The organism is Tautonia marina, assembly GCF_009177065.1.
Classification (GTDB): Bacteria; Planctomycetota; Planctomycetia; order Isosphaerales; family Isosphaeraceae; genus Tautonia; species Tautonia marina.
In genome coordinates, this window is sequence record NZ_WEZF01000002.1 from 499514 (window position 1) to 516293 (window position 16780).

Annotated in this window: 15 protein-coding genes; 2 read left to right on the forward strand and 13 right to left on the reverse strand. The window is 64.0% G+C overall.

Going from position 1 to position 16780, the window contains the following annotated elements:
• Positions 1-28 precede the first annotated feature (28 nt).
• Both GA615_RS04530 and GA615_RS04535 read right to left on the reverse strand, forming a co-directional pair.
• Positions 29-793 (reverse strand): hypothetical protein, encoded by a 765-nt coding sequence (locus GA615_RS04530; RefSeq protein WP_152050062.1) that lies wholly within the window; start codon positions 791-793, stop codon positions 29-31.
• Positions 794-1041: 248 nt separating this feature from the next.
• Positions 1042-2640, reverse strand: a complete 1599-nt coding sequence (locus GA615_RS04535; RefSeq protein ID WP_152050063.1) for a B12-binding domain-containing radical SAM protein — start codon at positions 2638-2640, stop codon at positions 1042-1044.
• 234 nt (positions 2641-2874) lie between these two features.
• Here GA615_RS04535 and GA615_RS04540 point away from each other — a divergent pair, with 234 nt between their 5' ends.
• Entirely contained in the window at positions 2875-4137 is a 1263-nt protein-coding gene (locus tag GA615_RS04540; protein WP_152050064.1) for an MFS transporter, read from the forward strand.
• A 31-nt stretch (positions 4138-4168) separates the two neighbouring features.
• Here GA615_RS04540 and GA615_RS04545 read toward each other — a convergent pair whose 3' ends face one another.
• From GA615_RS04545 to GA615_RS04590, 10 genes are all read right to left on the reverse strand, one after another.
• On the reverse strand, positions 4169-4456 hold the full coding sequence (locus GA615_RS04545; RefSeq protein ID WP_161602169.1) for a hypothetical protein: 288 nt from the start codon (positions 4454-4456) through the stop codon (positions 4169-4171).
• A gap of 29 nt (positions 4457-4485) precedes the next feature.
• Positions 4486-5667: a YheT family hydrolase gene (locus GA615_RS04550; protein ID WP_152050066.1), complete on the reverse strand. Its 1182-nt coding sequence runs from the start codon at positions 5665-5667 to the stop codon at positions 4486-4488.
• Between the two features lie 82 nt (positions 5668-5749).
• Positions 5750-6829 carry an NHL domain-containing protein gene (locus GA615_RS04555; protein ID WP_152050067.1) on the reverse strand — a complete coding sequence of 360 codons (1080 nt, stop codon included), beginning with the start codon at positions 6827-6829 and terminating at the stop codon, positions 5750-5752.
• A 107-nt stretch (positions 6830-6936) separates the two neighbouring features.
• Positions 6937-7830: a hypothetical protein gene (locus GA615_RS04560; RefSeq protein WP_152050068.1), complete on the reverse strand. Its 894-nt coding sequence runs from the start codon at positions 7828-7830 to the stop codon at positions 6937-6939.
• Between the two features lie 40 nt (positions 7831-7870).
• On the reverse strand, positions 7871-8434 hold the full coding sequence (gene rfbC / locus GA615_RS04565; RefSeq protein ID WP_152050069.1) for a dTDP-4-dehydrorhamnose 3,5-epimerase: 564 nt from the start codon (positions 8432-8434) through the stop codon (positions 7871-7873).
• Positions 8431-9327, reverse strand: a complete 897-nt coding sequence (gene rfbA, locus GA615_RS04570; protein WP_152050070.1) for a glucose-1-phosphate thymidylyltransferase RfbA — start codon at positions 9325-9327, stop codon at positions 8431-8433. The genes rfbC and rfbA overlap by 4 nt, the downstream gene beginning before the upstream one ends.
• Positions 9324-10391 (reverse strand): dTDP-glucose 4,6-dehydratase, encoded by a 1068-nt coding sequence (gene rfbB, locus GA615_RS04575; RefSeq protein WP_152050071.1) that lies wholly within the window; start codon positions 10389-10391, stop codon positions 9324-9326. Before rfbB ends, rfbA begins: the two co-directional genes overlap by 4 nt.
• Before the next feature lie 143 nt (positions 10392-10534).
• On the reverse strand, positions 10535-11650 hold the full coding sequence (locus tag GA615_RS04580) for a ferrochelatase (protein WP_152050072.1): 1116 nt from the start codon (positions 11648-11650) through the stop codon (positions 10535-10537).
• A gap of 119 nt (positions 11651-11769) precedes the next feature.
• Complete coding sequence (locus tag GA615_RS04585; RefSeq protein WP_152050073.1) at positions 11770-12738, reverse strand: hypothetical protein; 969 nt, start codon at positions 12736-12738, stop codon at positions 11770-11772.
• Between the two features lie 216 nt (positions 12739-12954).
• Complete coding sequence (locus GA615_RS04590; protein ID WP_152050074.1) at positions 12955-14079, reverse strand: cellulase family glycosylhydrolase; 1125 nt, start codon at positions 14077-14079, stop codon at positions 12955-12957.
• Positions 14080-14232: 153 nt separating this feature from the next.
• Between GA615_RS04590 and GA615_RS04595 the strand changes: the two genes are divergently transcribed.
• A complete protein-coding gene (locus GA615_RS04595) occupies positions 14233-15384 on the forward strand; it encodes a Gfo/Idh/MocA family protein (protein WP_152050075.1) in 1152 nt (383 codons plus the stop codon).
• 770 nt (positions 15385-16154) lie between these two features.
• Here GA615_RS04595 and GA615_RS04600 read toward each other — a convergent pair.
• Positions 16155-16780, reverse strand: a 626-nt coding sequence (locus GA615_RS04600; protein ID WP_235905074.1) for a PEP-CTERM sorting domain-containing protein, incomplete at its 5' end; no start/stop codon positions are given.

The following is a 16780-nucleotide window of genomic DNA, read 5'->3' on the forward strand; positions in this document are numbered from 1 at the left end:
CCATCCTCGCCGCTCAATCCGCAGGTCCTCAGAAGGGCCAGCCACTGGTGAAGCTGTCTCCCACCTTTTCGAAGAACCCCTTGTTCTGCTCTTCCTGGAAATTCCTGACTTGCCGGAGGAAGCGGAGATCCTCGGCCGAGGCCGTTCCTTGTGCGTAACGATCGGACGCGTCGTGGAATTGCTGCCGCCGTTCAACAAAGCGAAGCCGGGCCGGCTGAGCCCGAGCCGTCGGCTCGTACTGTGAACCGGGCACCTGAGTTCCCGAGGCGAACATGGCCGCACGGGTCGGCGAGGGACGAGACACGAACGCGCGTTGCTCGACCCCGGTCACCCACTGGCCGGTCTCGACATCGACCAGGTCAATCCGCACCCAGGTCGGCCCCTGAACGTTCGAGGCGTAGGTATGAGCCCCCCGAATGTTGAATCCGCCCCAGGGACTGAGCTCGACCGCCCCCAGGCTGGCCTGCCCATCGCCCCAGTCGATCGATGCCGCCAGGCGATCCGGAGCAAACCTCGTGTTGGAGATGAACGAGGCCACCACCCCCTGAAATTCCTGACCGGCCCAGGCCCGGAGCGGTGGGAGCGACGTGTAACGCACCACCACCGGCACTCCCGACTGATTGGCCCCCGGATCAGGGCTCGAAACCGCGGCGGACGCCGACGGCGCAACGGTTGAAAGAAGTTGCCGCCCTTCCAGTCCCTCCAGACTCGGTCGACGGCGGTGATCGGCCCGACGTTGAGTGTCGGACGCGGGAGGCCGAGCAAGCAATCGATCGCGGAAACGCCGCAGCATGGGCGTCCCTCCGTGCCGGCTCCAACCGTGAGTGATCGCGCACGACCGGAGCGAAACCGACGAACCGACCGGGCAACCCGGCTGGGCCGCCCCGAGGCGCGGAACGCCTTGAGTCGTAACGTCGGCATGATCGCCCGGCCCGCTTCAATCGATTTGTCCGTCCCCTTCAAAAAAACGTGAGGGTGAGCCGATCCGGGCGTCCGCCGGGATCGTCCCACCCTCGCACCGTGTCGGATCGATGCGTTGCCTCAGAAGGAGTTGATCAGGACGGGTTCGCGCTCGGCCGCACCACGGGTTCGGGTCTGGCTGGTCGCCTCTCGGAGCGATCGGGCCAGGGTATAGGCGTGGAAGTGCATGGCAATGTGAAGCAGGTACACCAGGGCCATGCCTGGGTTTTTCCGGTGCTTCAGATACCGCCAGAGGCGGCGGCGGTACTCGCGGCGGAGCTTCGGATCCGGCACCGAGGTCATCAGCAGCAGGAACATGCCGATCGACTGGCCAAGCCACATCGTCTCGGTCGCCAGTTGCCTCAGCCGATGCTTGCGCCACCAGCGGACCCGCCCCTGGCCAAGCTGGAGATTCCCTCGGATGAACAGGTCTTCCATCCGCTCGAAGTAGGCGTCGGGTTCGTACAACTCATTCATCACCCGGATGTAGCCGTCGAGCAATTCCTGCCTCGAGAGCTTCAGCGGAATGACGTTCGTCCCGTAGGCCGGGCGGTCGTCGGGATCGAGGCGCCCTTCGGCTTGCAGGCGATCGTAGAGCGGCGTCTTGGGAATGGCGTGGAGCATCCCGGTCATCGAGGTCGTGATCCGCGCGTCGTGCAGGAACTTGCGTTGCGCTTCGAAGATCGAGGGATCGTCGTTGTCGAAGCCCATGATCATGCCGCACCAGACCCCCATGCCGGCGTCCTGAATCCGGTGGACCTTCTCGATGATCGTCCCCCCTTTGCGGAGGTTCTGGAGCTTCTTCGTTTCCTTGAGTGACTCCTCGTTCGGGGTCTCGATGCCGACAAAGACAAAGAGAATGTTGGCCTCGACCATCAGCTCCATCAACTCGGGGTCGTCGGCCAGGTCGAGCGAGGCTTCGGTGAAGAAGGTCAGGGGGTAGGCGTTGGCCTTTTGCCAGTCGACGACGGCCTGAAGAATCGGCTTGATCGCCCGCTTGTTGCCGATCAGGTTGTCATCGACCACAAAGACGATCTTCAAGCCTTCACGATGCACGGCGTCCAGTTCGGCGATCACCTGCTCGGCGGTCTTGATCCGGGGACGACGCCCGAAGGTGACGATGATGTCGCAAAACTCGCACTGAAACGGGCAGCCACGCGAGAACTGGACCGAGCCGAAGGCATAATGCTTCGACTTCATCAGGTGGAACTTCGGCGTCGGCACCGCGGTCATGTCCGACTTCTCGGTCTGCTCGTAGCGGTACTGGTGCAGCCCCTGCGCCCATTCCTGAAGGAACTGCGGCCAGGTCTGCTCGGCTTCGCCAATGAAGATGGCGTCGGCCAGACCATCGAAGTAATCTTCCTGAACCGTCACGTAAGGACCGCCGACAACCGTGAAGCAGTTGCGGGCCTTCAGCTCCTTGAGGATCTCGATCATCCGGAACCGCTGCACACTCATGCCGGTCACGCCGACCAGATCGGCCCTGGCACAGCGTTCGTAGTCGATCGGCTCGACGTTCTCGTCGATGAGCGTGACCGTGTGTTCCTCGGGCGTCAGGGCGGCAAGCAAGGGCAACGCGGCGACCGGAAGGTTGGCCTTCTTGCCCATCAACGGCAAGGCATGCTCCAGACCCCAGTACGAGATCTCGAACTTCGGATTGATCAGGACGATGTCGGCCATTGGCCTCTCCAGAAGCAGCACGGTTGCGAGGATCGACAGCCCGCTTAGTCCGGCGGCGAACCCACTCGATGATAAGAGGGTTCCACCAAGGATGCTGCGCCCTCGCGTTCGGAATCGGACGGTCGCACGTTGGGATTCTTCCCTGGTCTTGCAAAGCAGAGGCCAGGGTCGGCCTTCACTCCTCTCCTATGATGTCGGTATTCTGCGGGGTCGAACTCGGGGAAAGGAGTCATCGTGCGCGGGCAACTGGCAATCATGATGGGCCTGCTCTATGCCGTTCAAGGAGCATGGTTCCCGTTACTGGCGGTCCATCTGAAGGATCTCGGCCTTTCCGGAGAAGCCCGTGGCTGGATCTTCGCCACGTTCGCCCTGGGCAGTCTGGCCGCGCCCCTTGGGGCCGGCCAACTGGCCGATCGTCGCGTTGCGGCCGATCGCCTGATGCTGATCATGTACGCCCTGGCGGCGATCTTGCTGGGAGTCATGGCCTCGGGATGGATCGGCGGGGCCGTGCCCATCTTCACCCTCTTTTTGATCTACTGGGTGATCGTCGCCCCCGGTTCGAGTCTCGGGAACACGATCGCCCTGCGGAACCTCGACCGCCCCCGGGCCCAGTTTGGCGGCGTCCGCCTGTGGGGAACGATCGGCTGGATGGTCGCCGGCTGGATCGTGGCCCAGACGATGGCGATGACTGGCTCGGACAACGGCCCCCGAGGAGCCTCTGAGGGGTTCGCCGTCGGAGCTGTGCTCGCCGCCGTGCTGGCAATCTTTTGCCTCCGGCTTCCTCGAACGCCTCCTCTGGCTTCGTCTGGCTCCGGTTGGGGATGGGCCGAGGCCGCGACCGACGCCCGAATGCTCCTGCGCAAACCGATCGTCGGGCTTTACTTCATCACCGCCTTCGGGGTCACGCTCACCTTACCCTACATGTTCCAGGTTCAGCCGCCTTACCTGGAGAGCATCGGCCTGCCTCGCCGCTGGATCGCTCCGGCCATGACCCTCGGCCAATTGCCCGAGATCGCCGCCCTTTGGGCCTTGCCCTGGATGCTCCGACGCTTCGGCGACCGGGGAACCCTGGCCCTCGGCATCGCCGCCTGGGTCGTCCGGTACGGCTCCCTGGCCCTCGACCCTCCGCTCTGGGTCGCGCTGGTCGGCATCCCGCTGCACGGCATCGGGATCGCCTGCTTCACCATCGCCGGCCAGATGTTCCTCGACGGCCAGGCCCCTCCCCATCGTCGGGCCGGGGCCCAGGGACTTCATACGGTAATCACCGCCGGCCTGGGCGCCTTGTTAGGCAACCTGTTTGCCGGAGCCGTGGTCGGGCGATCGGGAGACACGGCGGTTGTCTTCCTCGTCCCCTTTGCCGTCAACGCCCTCTTGCTGATTACCTGGGTTGGCCTGGCCAAGCGGGCAGCCCGGAGAAGTCAGCCCCTCCCTGAGCCTTCTCCGGAGCCTCGAGTTGATCGCGCCATGCCGTCGGAACCCCTCAGCTCCTCAAACTGAGCGGTTCCGAGACACACTGCGGAACCCGAACTCACGGTTCGGTCCCGGTTTCCTCACCCGGGGTCCGAGGTGATTCCTCGGTTCCGGGATTCACGAGGGGTTCCTCACGACGCTTTGTGCGCCGCTCGCCCGACTTTTGCCGCTCCGAGGCTTTTGCCCGGGCCTTCTGTTCCGAGACCCGGGTTTCCCGGAGCATCTCGAACTGGCTGATCATCAGACAGAGAAAGTGCAGTCGGGAGCCGTGCATCTCCAGGAACTCGTTGACCTGGAAGCCGCCGTCGGCAAAATCGTCGGCCATGGTCAGAACCTGGTCCGCCATCTGGTCGAGCATCGACCCGCGTACCTGGTTCAAGACCTCAATGGCCGCGGAGAGTTTGTCGGCTGAGTGGTCCGATCGGGACATGGGAGCGCCTGGTTCTCGATCCGGGGGGGAGTCGTCCTGACCTCGGGATTCTGATGCGGGATCAGCAACAACCCGGCCGCGTCCACTGACCGTCCCCAGCGTCGGGCGAGCCAGTCGGCAAACCGGGCGTCGAGCCAGCGGCGGTCGGTGTCCCAACGCTGCCGACTGACAAATCCGAGGTGTCCACCCCTCTGAGCAAGTTCCAGACGGATTTGACACGGAAAATTTGCAGAAAAAAATGGTTCGGCCGGAATAAACGGGTCGTCCAGGGCGTGAACCACCAAACCAGGCACTCGAATACTCGGGATCAAGGGGGCCGCGCTGGCCTGGCGATAGTAGTCCATCGCCCCCGAAAAACCGTTCCGAGGGGCCGTGTAATGCTGGTCGAATTCGACCATCGACCGCACCTTGGCCAGATCCACCGGTCCCAGATCCGGGACGAGGGTGTGCAACCGCTGAATGTCGGCAATCAACTGCCGCACGAAGAACCGATCGTACAGGGTCAGCGGAAACCGCCTCATGTTCGAGCAGCAAACAGCCAGATCGATCGGTGGATTGGCCGCAAGCACGCAATCGAGGTTCGGGACCGGGCGATCGGCCGCCTCACCGGCCAACTTCAAGACGATATTGCCCCCGAGCGACAACCCGACCAGACCGATCGGCGCCTCGGGGAATCGGCGGGCGAGGTACTCGGCCACGGCCCGGATGTCCTCGCTCCTCCCACCGTGATAGATCCCCTTCGAGAGCCCCAGGCCCGAGCCGGCGCTCCGCAGGTTCACCCGCACCACCCGCAGCCCGAGCCGTAACAACCGATCGGTAAAGCGGATCTGATAATCACTCTCGGCATGCCCTGCCAGGCCATGCACCAACACCACAATCGGCCGATCGGCCGGGCAGTTCCTCGGAGCGCTTTCGAGCAACACAAGCCGATCGCCGTCGTCGAGCAACAGCTCCGTGCGATCGACCATCGGCAGGACGATCGGCTTCCCTTTGGCCAGGAATCCGACGAGCGTCTGGGCATGCCCGCCCCGGAATATCGGATGCGGTTCAAACGGAGGAAACTCGACTTCGGTCCCGGTCGCCGTCACGTTCGAGGCGAGCGAAGCCTGGGTGTCTGACTCGGTCATCGTCGGTGGGCCGGGACTCGGTGAAGGAGAAGGAAGGAATGGAACGCAATGGACCAACACCACGCGAGGATCGGAAGATTCCTCAGGGCGTTGGTTCCACGCGACGGATGCGGTGGTTATTCGTGTCTCCGATGACGATGCCGCCATCAGGGCCGACGGCGACGCCGTGCGGACGGTCGAGCTGGGCGTCGGTGGCCGGCTCGCCGTCGCCGGCCCCTCCCTGAACGCCACTGCCGGCGACGGTCGTGATCCGACCGTTCGTCAGGTCGATTCGGCGGATCACTTGGTTCTCGGTATCGACGATCAGCATCACGGTTCCCGCAAGCGCCAGCTCCTTCGGGCCGTCAAAGGTTGCCGAGAGGGCCGGGCCACCATCTCCGGAGTAGCCTTTGCGCCCCGTTCCGGCAATCGTCCGGATCAACGCGGAGCCGGCAACAACCTCCCGCAAGGTGTTCCCGTTCCGTTCCAGGATATAGAGGGTTCCGTCCTCCCCCACCGCCACGGCCCGAGGCCCATGCAAGGCCGCGGCCAGGGCCGGCCCACCGTCTCCCGAGTGTCTCCCGTCGCCGGTCCCGGCCACGGTCTGGATGACCCCCGAAGCGAGATCGACGGCCCGAACGCGGTGCCCGGACACGTCGGCGATGTACAGGATCGACTCGGTCGGATCGAGCGCCACGCCGTTCGGTTCCACCACGCCCGCCGAGGCCCCTGGACCGCCATCTCCCGAGGTAAACTCCGTTCCGTTACCTGCAATCGTGCTGATGATCCCCGCGGTATCCACCTTGCGGACCCTTCGATTCAGGCGGTCGGCAAAATAGAGGTTCCCCTGCCGGTCGAGGCAGACGCCGTACGGTTCGTTCAGGCTCGCTTCGGTCGCCAGGCCATTGTCTCCCGAGAACCCCTGACGGCCGCTCCCGGCGACGGTGGTGATGACCCCTGTCTCCGCGTCGACGCGACGGATACGGTGGTTGAACGTGTCGGAGAGGTAGAGGTTCCCGGCGCGATCGAACGTCACGTCGAACGGCCCGTTGAGCTGAGCCTGGTTTGCCGGACCTCCATCTCCCGAGAAACCCGACTGCCCGGTGCCGACCGGGCTGCTCATGATCGACAACGGTGCTTCGGAACCCAGGATCACGAGCATCGCAAGCAGCATCGGCACCATGACGGGATCTCTCAAGAATCATCGGGGACGGGACGTTCGGGACGCCCGAAGGAGTCCGGCCCCTCATTCTGGCCAATCGGCTCGGCCCTGAAAAGGCGGCGACCCGATCAAATCGGCTCGCCGAACATCTCGAACCAGATCGGCTCCGGCGGATCGGGCCAAACTCCGGCCCCCTCAATCGGCAGCATTCCCCCGACCTCGACCCCCTCAACCTCAATGGGGATCGACGCCTCAAGGCTCAGATCATCACGGTTCAAACGATGGATCACGCAGCGTCCTTCGTTCGTCGAGGCGGCAAAGAGCGAATCGTCGGCCGCACAGAGCCCCCGGACGTTCCCCTCCAACCCGGCCGATTTCCGGAGCGACAGGTCTGCGTCAAGCTGATGCACCGCCCCGAACCGACCCGCAGCGTAGCAAAGGGAGTTGCCCACCACTGCCAGCGATCGCGGATCTTGCAAGGCCCGAGCCGCCAGCGAGTCTCGGGTCACGTTGAAGAGATAGGCGTCGAATCCGGCCCGATCGCTCGCCGAGACATACAGTTCGTTGCGGAAGAAGGTCAGTGCATGGAGGGCCGGATCGGCCTTCCCCTCGACCGCCAGCCGGGGCCGCCAGAGAAACCGTTCCACCGGTTCGATCCGATCACGATCCGCCCGGAACGCGACCATTTGCCCGGTCCCGGACGAGAGCACGTAAAGCGTTCCCTCGTGGTACTCCAGGTCGGTCAGGTCTGCGAATCCGTTAAGCCGATAGCGAGCCTCGGGCATCAGATCCTCGGCCCGGAAGATCAAGAGCGACGGCTCCGCCTCTCCCAGATGCCGGAACGGCCCCGCCGAGACAAAGAGCATCCGATCCGATCGGGCCAGCCCGAGCAGTCCATCGCAACGCCCTCCGATCGGGGGCAATTCCAGCACGATCCGGAAGCGGCCGGTCCCCAGATCCAGGAACCCAAGTCCGGCCCGGGACGGCGGTCGAACGTGCTGGAAGCTCACAAGCAGTTGCATCGCCGGCCCTCGGTCGGTCCGATCCGCCTCGCCCCTCTCATCACTCAGCCGAAGCCACGTGCGGAAGCCGGTCGGGGGGAACGTCCTTCAAGCAGAGCCCGGCCAGATCCTTGGGAGAGAGGGTCGGCTCGGCGATCGGCCAGGAGATGCCCAAATCGGGGTCATCCCAGCGAATGCTCCCTTCCTCTTTCGGCGCGTAGTAATCGGTGCACTTGTAGCAGAACAGGGCGTTCTCGCTCGTGACCACGAACCCATGAGCGAACCCGGGCGGCACCCAGAATTGCCGCTTGTTGGCCGCCGAGAGCGTCACGCCGACCCACTTGCCGAAGGTCGGCGAGCCGACCCGGATATCGACCGCCACGTCATACACTTCCCCTTGCAGGACGCTGACAAGCTTCCCCTGCGCGGTCGGATGCTGATAATGCAGCCCTCGCAAGACCCCCCGAGCCGAGAAGGAAAGATTGTCTTGCACCCACGGGCCCGGCATGCCCAGCTCGGCGTAACGCTTCTGGTTCCAGGTCTCGATGAAGTAGCCGCGATCGTCGCCGAAGACCTTCGGTTCGAGAATCAAGGCTCCGGACAATTCCGTCTCGATCACGTTCATGGCAACGGCTCGCGCTCCACCAGATCGACCAGATACTGGCCATATTCATTCTTCAGACCGGAGGCGAGTTCGAGCACCTGAGCCCGGTCGATATAGCCCATCCGGTAGGCGACTTCCTCGACACAGGCGACCTTCCACCCTTGCCGCTGCTCGATGACCCGGATGAAGTCCGAAGCCTGCGCCAGCGATTCATGCGTGCCGGTGTCGAGCCAGGCGATCCCGCGTCCCATCACCTCCACCTTGAGTTGGCCCCGGCGAAGGTATTCCAGGTTGGAATCGGTGATCTCCAGCTCTCCCCGAGCCGAAGGCTTCTGGTTGGCCGCGATGTCGAGAATCTGATTGTCATAGAAATAGAGGCCGACCACCGCGTAGTTTGATTTCGGCTTCTTCGGCTTCTCCTCGATGCTGACGGCCCGACGCTGGTCGTCGAACTCAACGACCCCGTAACGTTCGGGATCATTCACGTGATAGCCGAAGACCGTCGCCCCCTCGGCCCGGGCCGAGGCACGCTGCAGCATCTCGCTGAAGCCGTGGCCATAAAAGAGGTTGTCCCCCAGCACCAGGGCCGAAGGCCGATCGCCGATGAAGTCTCGACCGATCAAAAACGCCTGGGCCAGGCCTTCCGGCTTCGGCTGCTCGGCGTATTCGAGGCGAAGGCCCCACTGCGAGCCGTCACCCAGCAGGTCGCGGTAGCGAGGCAGGTCGGAGGGGGTCGAGATCAGGAGGATCTCTCGAATGCCCGCGAGCATCAAGGTACTCAGCGGGTAGTAAATCATCGGCTTGTCGTAGACTGGCAAGAGCTGCTTGCTGGTCACTCGGGTGAGCGGATAAAGCCTCGTGCCGAGGCCGCCGGCGAGGATGATCCCGCGACGATCGAGGGTCTTGGTGCTCATGCCGGCTGCTGCTCCCGCTTCAAACCGAGCCGCTCGCGGTAGGCTCCCGACGAGACGCGCTCGCACCACTCGGTGTTGCTCAGGTACCACTCGACCGTGCGCCGGAGCCCCGTCTCGAAGGTTTCTCGAGGCGTCCAGCCCAGCTTTCGCTCGATCTTCGAGGCGTCGATCGCATACCGTTTGTCGTGGCCGGGCCGGTCGGTCACATACGTGATCAACGAGTCATGCGGCCGGTGGGGCGAGTCGGGCGCTAGCTCATCGAGCAAGGAACAGATCGTCCGAACGACCTCCATGTTCGTCTTCTCGTTGTGCCCGCCGACGTTGTACGTCTCGCCCGGTGTCCCCTTCTCCAGCACGATCCGCAAGGCCCGGGCGTGGTCATCGACGTAGAGCCAGTCGCGGATGTTATCCCCCTTGCCATAGATCGGCAGGGGCTTGCCGGCCAGTGCGTTGAGGATCATCACCGGGATCAGCTTTTCGGGAAACTGATACGGCCCGTAGTTGTTCGAGCAGTTGGTGATGAGCGTCGGCAAGCCGTACGTATGATGCCAGGCCCGCACGAGGTGATCGGAGCTGGCCTTGCTGGCCGAGTACGGCGAGTTGGGCGAGTACGGCGTAGTCTCGGTGAAGAACCCCTCGGCGCCGAGCGATCCGAAGACCTCATCCGTCGAAATATGAAGGAACCGGAATCGGTCCTTCGCCGCCCCGTCGAGCGATCGCCAGTGGCCGAGGGCCGCTTCGAGCAGGCAGAAGGTGCCGGTGATGTTCGTCTGGATGAACTCGGCCGGGCCGTCGATCGAGCGATCCACGTGCGACTCGGCCGCCAGGTGCATCACGGCGTCGGGCTGATACTGGGCGAACAGCCGCTTGATCTCGCTCGCGTCGCAGATGTCCACGCGCTCGAAGTGGTGGCGAGGGTCGTCCAGGGCCTTGCCGAGCGAGTCGAGATTCCCGGCGTAGGTCAACTTATCGACGTTGACCACCTCGTCCGTCGTCTCGGCGATCAACTGGCGAAGCAGGGCCGAGCCGATAAATCCGGCGCCGCCGGTCACGAGGATCCTCATCCGGGCGGGCCCTCCGAGGCATGGGGTGGAACGGGGTTGATTGACCTGTCTTGCAGAAAACTGCGGGCATTTTGACAGATCAACCCGCGCCGAACAACCCCACCGGGATGCCCCTGGTCAACGCCCGATGCCTCACCGCCTCGTCAACGCCCCGGAGGCCCCCCTGCTCCAGCAGGACGACCGGGTCGAACCGGAGGGGCACAGCAGTTGATCGGGCAGACGTCGTGACTGGGACCGAAGCGGCCGATCGCCCGGCGCTCGGGAGAATCCGTGATCCGTTCCTTGATCAATTCAGCCAACATGGAGACGAACCGGGGGTCGATCCCCGCGGTGCCCGATCGAATCATGTTCAGGCCCATCTCCTGGCAGGCGAGCTTCGCCTCCTCGTCGAGGTCGAACAGGACCTCCATATGGTCGGAGATGAAGCCAATGGGGTGGACGACAGCATCCGTCACCCCTTGCTCGTGGAGTGCCTCCAGGTGGTCCACGATGTCCGGCTCCAGCCACGGGTCTTGCGGCCGACCGCTGCGACTTTGGTAGACGAGCGACCAGCGATCCTCGGGCAGGCCGACCGCCTCGGCCACCAGGCGGCACGACTCCATCAATTGCGTCACATAGTTACAGTTCTTCGCCATCGACTCCGGGATGCTGTGCGCTGTGAAGGCCACCCGGGCAGACTCGCGGCGATCGCTGGGAATCTGCTCCAGGGCCTCGCGGACCCGATCGGCATTGACCTCAATCCAGGCCGGATGATTGTACCAGACCCGCATCTTCTGGATGATCGGCGCCTGGTTTTCCCCCACCGTTCGCCGCGAGTTCTGCAGGTTCTCCCGATACTGCCGACATCCCGAATACGAGCTGAAGGCCGAGGTGACTACGGCCAGAGCGCGCTTGATACCGTCGTCGGCCATCTGCTGCATCGTATCGTCGAGCATCGGGTGCCAGTTGCGATTGCCCCAGTAGATGGGCAGCTCGACGCCGATCTCCTTCAACGCGGGCCGAAGCTCGGTGATCAGTTGCCGGCACTGCTCGTTGATCGGGCTGACCCCGCCGAAGTGCTGATAATGCTCGGCCACTTCGAGCATCCGCTCCCGGGGGACCGGCTTGCCTCGGAGGACGTTCTCCAGAAACGGAATCACGTCGTCCGGCCCTTCCGGGCCACCGAAGCTGACGAGCAGGATGGCATCGTACGGCAACTCGCTGACCGGAGGGCCGGCGGTGGCGGGGGTCGGGTCAACGGCGGGGGTCGCTTGGCTCATGAGTCGGGCTCGATTTTCGGGAGGGAATTCTCCCTGATGTTGTAGTCCCGTCGTCGAGCCTCGTGCAACCATGACCGGGGGTTCGATTCGTTCCCCCCTTCGTCGTTGATCGGCCCTGGCTACGGGGCCGGGTCCTCCTCGATCCCGAAGGCGTCGAGCGTGAAGGCGTCCGGCGGCACCGGCCCCTCTTCGAAGCGGGTGACCGTGCTGACGATGTCGACAGGGGAGCGGCGCCCGGGGCCGCTCCTCCAGGTCCGGACCTCCTTGACCCTGGGAATCCCGTCCGATGCCGTGTCGTACGAAATCAGGCCGTGGGTATTCATGATGCCCGGATTGAACTCGCCGGTAGCCTCGTCCCTGATGCGAACCCCCTCGTGGAGGGTCTCATAACTGCGGAGGACCCAGGACGCGGCCGGATCGAACCGGAAGGAACCGCTGAACTTCGGCGAGCGATCCGATGCCGGGACCTCCCAGGTGACCTCGACCAGGGAGCCTTCTCCGTCCGGATCGTCGACCTCCCGCGCGGCGACCAGCGTGCACTCGGGCCGGGAAATGAAGTCGAGGATCGACTCGTTCAGGAAGGCGAACGGTGCCATCGAGGCGGGGACGCTCCTCCGCACGCGCCCGGACAAATCGACGTCGTCACCTTCCGCCCAGAGTCGGCTGACCGCGTACGCCTCCGACCCGGGAGGTTTCTCCAGGATGAACGCAACCTCCGGGCCGGAGACGACCACGAGAGCCGGGCCGTCGTCCGGCGTCACGATCGATCGGATCGCATCGCCGTTGCCCCCGAATTCCCAGGTCGCGTTCTGGTTCTGCAGCCCTTTCAGCCTGGCGGCCGTTTCGGCATCGACGATCTCGGCCTCCATGCGGCCTTCCATCGTCAGATTGGAATAGAACTCGACGAGGCGATGGAACTGCTCGGGGTATTCCGCGCGGAACTGGTGGAGCAGCCCGTCATCGTCCTGGGCGGCCTGGGCCGTTGCTTCCGGAAGAACAACGGTGGCCAGCGCGAACAAGCCGGAGAGCGCCCATCGGCCCGCAAGCCCTGGGGACCACGTCTCCGCAGATCTTGATTGAACACTCACGGTCAAATCTCCGCGAACATCTCCACGATTCGGTCAAACAACGCACGCAGGACGAGGCTCGTCGGGCGATCAGTGACTCAATGTATCAATTTATAAATGCATCAATGTAAAATAAGGGACCGCCAGAGGGAAGTCAAGCATTGATCGGCGGCTGTCGGCATCGGTCGAGGATCAGAAGGTCGTGACGCTCGTTGTTGTCGAATCCGCGAGCCTGGGTCAAGGTGTCGCCTCGGAGTCCTCGGCCAGAGGGGCCAGGTGCTCCTGGAACAGGTCAAGCCAGCTCAGGAGCAGGGCCTCGCCGATGGTCTCCGGCGGGCGGAGGTCGTCCAGGGGAGTGCCCCAGTAGAAGCCGATGAACCCGGAGGCGATCGGCTCGGCCTCGTGAAGGAACCGCTCGAAGTCCTCGGGGCCGGCCTTGAGGGGGAAGGTCTCCTCGATGACGATGGGCTTGCCGACCTGGAAGCCTCGCAGGGTCTCGATGGCCTCGTCCACCTTGCCCGACTCGGGGTAGAGGTGGACGGCGATGAAGTCGAGGTCCTCCACGATCACCTCGGGGACGAAGCCGGAGGACAGGCCCGGCCGGTCGAGGCTCCAGGGCACGAGGCCGACGGTGATCATCGTGTCGGCATCGACGGTCCGGATCGCCTCGATGAGGGTCTGAATCCAGCTCCTGGCGACCTCGGGGCGGGGGCGATCGGTCGGGTCGAGGGTGATGAACTGCACGAAGTGCTTGTCGCCGAAGCCGGGGCCGAGCCAGTCGCCGGGGTCTCGCTGGCGGCCGGGGACGACGGGCTCGTTCATCAGGTCGTAGCAGAAGACGACCGATCGGCCGGCACAGCGCCCGGCGACGGCCTTCCAGAAGGCAGCCTGTGCGGCCCAGCGGTCGGCCTCGGAGAGGGTGTCGTACCAGTCGGGGACGTCCTGCTTGTGGTAGCAGCCGAGGCCGGTGAGATCGAGGTACAGGCCGACCCGCTCGGCCAGGTCGAGCAGGTCGCCGAGGCGGTCGAGCTGCGCCTCGTTCGGCGCGTCGGGGCCGTTCATGAAGCGGCCGAACTGGAGATGGACACGGACGACGTTGGCGCCCAGGTCCTTCATCTCCCGGAAGTCTGCTTCGACCATCGGCCACTCGTCATGCCAGTAGTCTTCGATGAGACGACCAGGGCCGTCGTGGTCGTAGTTGAAGCCGACGGGACGGAAGGATTTCCCGGAGGGGTCGAGAACGAAGGAGCGGGCGTCGTCGGCCACACGAACCCGCTCGATCGATTGACCGGGGGCCTCGGGCGGGGCGACCAGCACGAGAGGGACGATGAGCAGGACGATCGGTCGGAGTCGGTGCCGCATGGTGCGTCTCCTTGGAAATTGGAGTCGATCGGTCGGCCCGTGGCCACTTGCGAGTCCATCGCCGGCACTCTATCTTCGCACACCAAAGGACCGTCGGGCGAGGTAATCGACGGTCTCCCTTTCGATCTCGACGCCCTGGGAGTACTCCCGATCATGGTCACCACCAAAACGATCACCGACCGTCCGATCCGGGTCGCCATCATCGGCCTCGGCTTCGGGGCCGAGTTCATCCCGATCTACCAGCGCCACCCCGACGCCGACATGCACGCCATCTGCCGACGGAACAAGGCGGGGCTGGATGAGTGCGGCGACCGATTCAAGATCGCCAAGCGATACACGAGCTACGAGGAGCTTCTGGCCGACCCGGAGATCGACGCCGTCCACATCAACTCGCCGATCCCCGACCACGCCTCGCAGACGATCGCCGCCCTGAAGGCCGGCAAGCACGTGGCCTGCACCGTGCCGATGGCCACGACCATTGACGAGTGCCGCCAGATCGTCGAGGCCCAGCGCGAGGCGGGTACTGTCTATATGATGATGGAAACGGTTGTTTACAGCCGCGAATACCTGTTTGTCAAAGAGCTTTACGACAAGGGAGAGCTGGGCCGCTTGCAGTTCCTCCGCGGCAGCCATCAGCAGGACATGGACGGCTGGCCCGAGTACTGGCCCGGCCTGCCGCCGATGTGGTACGCCACGCACTGCGTCAGCCCCTGCCTGGCGATCCTGGGCAAGCACGCCGAGGCCGTCACCTGTTACGGCTCGGGCCGCATCCGCGAGGACCTGGTTGCCAAGTACAACAGCCCGTTTGCGATTGAGACGGCCACCTTCTCGATCAAGGATTCCGACGTCTGCGCCGAGGTCACCCGCTCCCTCTTCGACACCGCCCGCCAGTACCGCGAGAGCTTCGACGCCTACGGCTCGAAGAAGTCGTTCGAGTGGCAGCAGGTCGAGAACGAGGAGCCGGTCATCCACACCAAGAGCACCGAGGCGAACCCGGTCCCCGAGCCCGAGATCCCGAAGCGCGTCAAGGTCCCCGACTACGCCCATCTCCTGCCCGAGCCGATCCAGGCCTTCACCACCCGAGGCGTCTACGGCGGCGAGGGGGAGGAACACCTCTCCTTCACCCAGGGTGCCGGCCACGGCGGCAGCCACCCCCACCTGACCCACGCCTTCCTCATGGCCATCCGCGGCGAGCGCCCCGCCCTGCCCGACGCCGAGACCTCGGCCAACTGGACCATGGTCGGCCTCTGCGCCCACGAGTCGGCCCTGAAGAAGGGGGAGAAGGTCGTCATCCCGACCTTCTGAGGATGCTGCCCGAGGAGCGCTCCCGATCCGGTGACGGACGCACCACCGGGAGCGCTTCGTTCTGGACCGCGAGTTTGTTTCCCACCAACGACTTACGGCAAACCTTTGGCTTCGTTCCGCGCGAGCGCTCCACCGATTGGCTTCGTTTCGCGCCGATCGGCGCGCGGTACACCGCTACGCCCCCCTCATGGCCGGGATGAACCCTGTCTCACCCTTCGGTGCGCTGGCAAGCCATTCGGGAGATTGAGTCCTCTCAATGGGTTGTGTCGCAAAATGGGTTCGCTCCGCGTCGTGCGTCCAGCGATTGGCTTTGTTTCGCGCAGCGGGATGATACCCGCTTGATGGGCCAATCCGAGGTCGATTGGCTTCGTTTCGCGCAGAGCGTTTAATCGCGTGAGGTCGGCATTGCTGATCGCTCGCATTGGCTTCGATTCGTGCCCACGGATATGGAGGGATCGGAAGCGGTCTTGATGCCGTTGTTTCCTGGAGCCGAGTTGCCAAAGAACCGGACTCAGGCCGGTCCTCCCTCTTCCCATCGGAGTTCCTTCGAAACGGCCTCGACAGAATCATCGTGAATTCGGCGGTCTGCAGTCACACAAATTTGAACAAGGATCGAATCCGGGGCATGGAAACATGACGGCCCGCCCTTGCGGCGGCGCATCGTCGAGAGTCGCACCATCTTCGAAAGACGAAACGACCCCGGGGCCACGCATGACGCAGCAGACCGGGGTCTTTGGAGTTTGAAGCCAAGCAATCCGATCCAGCGTGGATCAGATCGCCGAAGCGCGTCGACGACGCCAGACGAGTCCCAGACCAAGCATCGCTGCCATCGTACCACCCACAAGGGTCGACGGTTCGGGAACCGCGACGGCACTTGCGCTCAGGTTGTCCCAGTAGATCGTGTAGTTCGAGCCCGCGTTGTGCCCCTGAAGGATCACGTTGCCGAACCCAAGAGAACCATTGACGGAGGTATCGGTGAAAACCAGGCTATTGTTCACGTAGTACTGAAGGGAGTTTCCAACGAGTGAGAACCCGATTCGGTACCACTGGTTCTCGTTGGTGAAGCCACCAACCTCCTCCCAGGCGGTGTCCTTCCAGATCCGGAAGGTGCCGTTCGAGGCGCTGGTCGTTTTGGCAAACTCAATGATCGGATATTTGCTCACCACGTTGTTGCTGTCAAAAGCCGTTGCCCAAAGGCCGGCCAGACGTCCCGTCGAGCTGGAAGGAACAAACAGGTCGATGGCCAGGGTGACCGTTCCGGCCTGCAGATCGTATTTCCGACCCTGTGTGTCGTAGAACGTCGAGGAGTATCCGGAGGGGCGTTTCGAGGCGGAATCACTCTCACTGATCGACTGCGCCAAAACCCCGTTTCGGTTTCCACCGGTTTGACCTGACA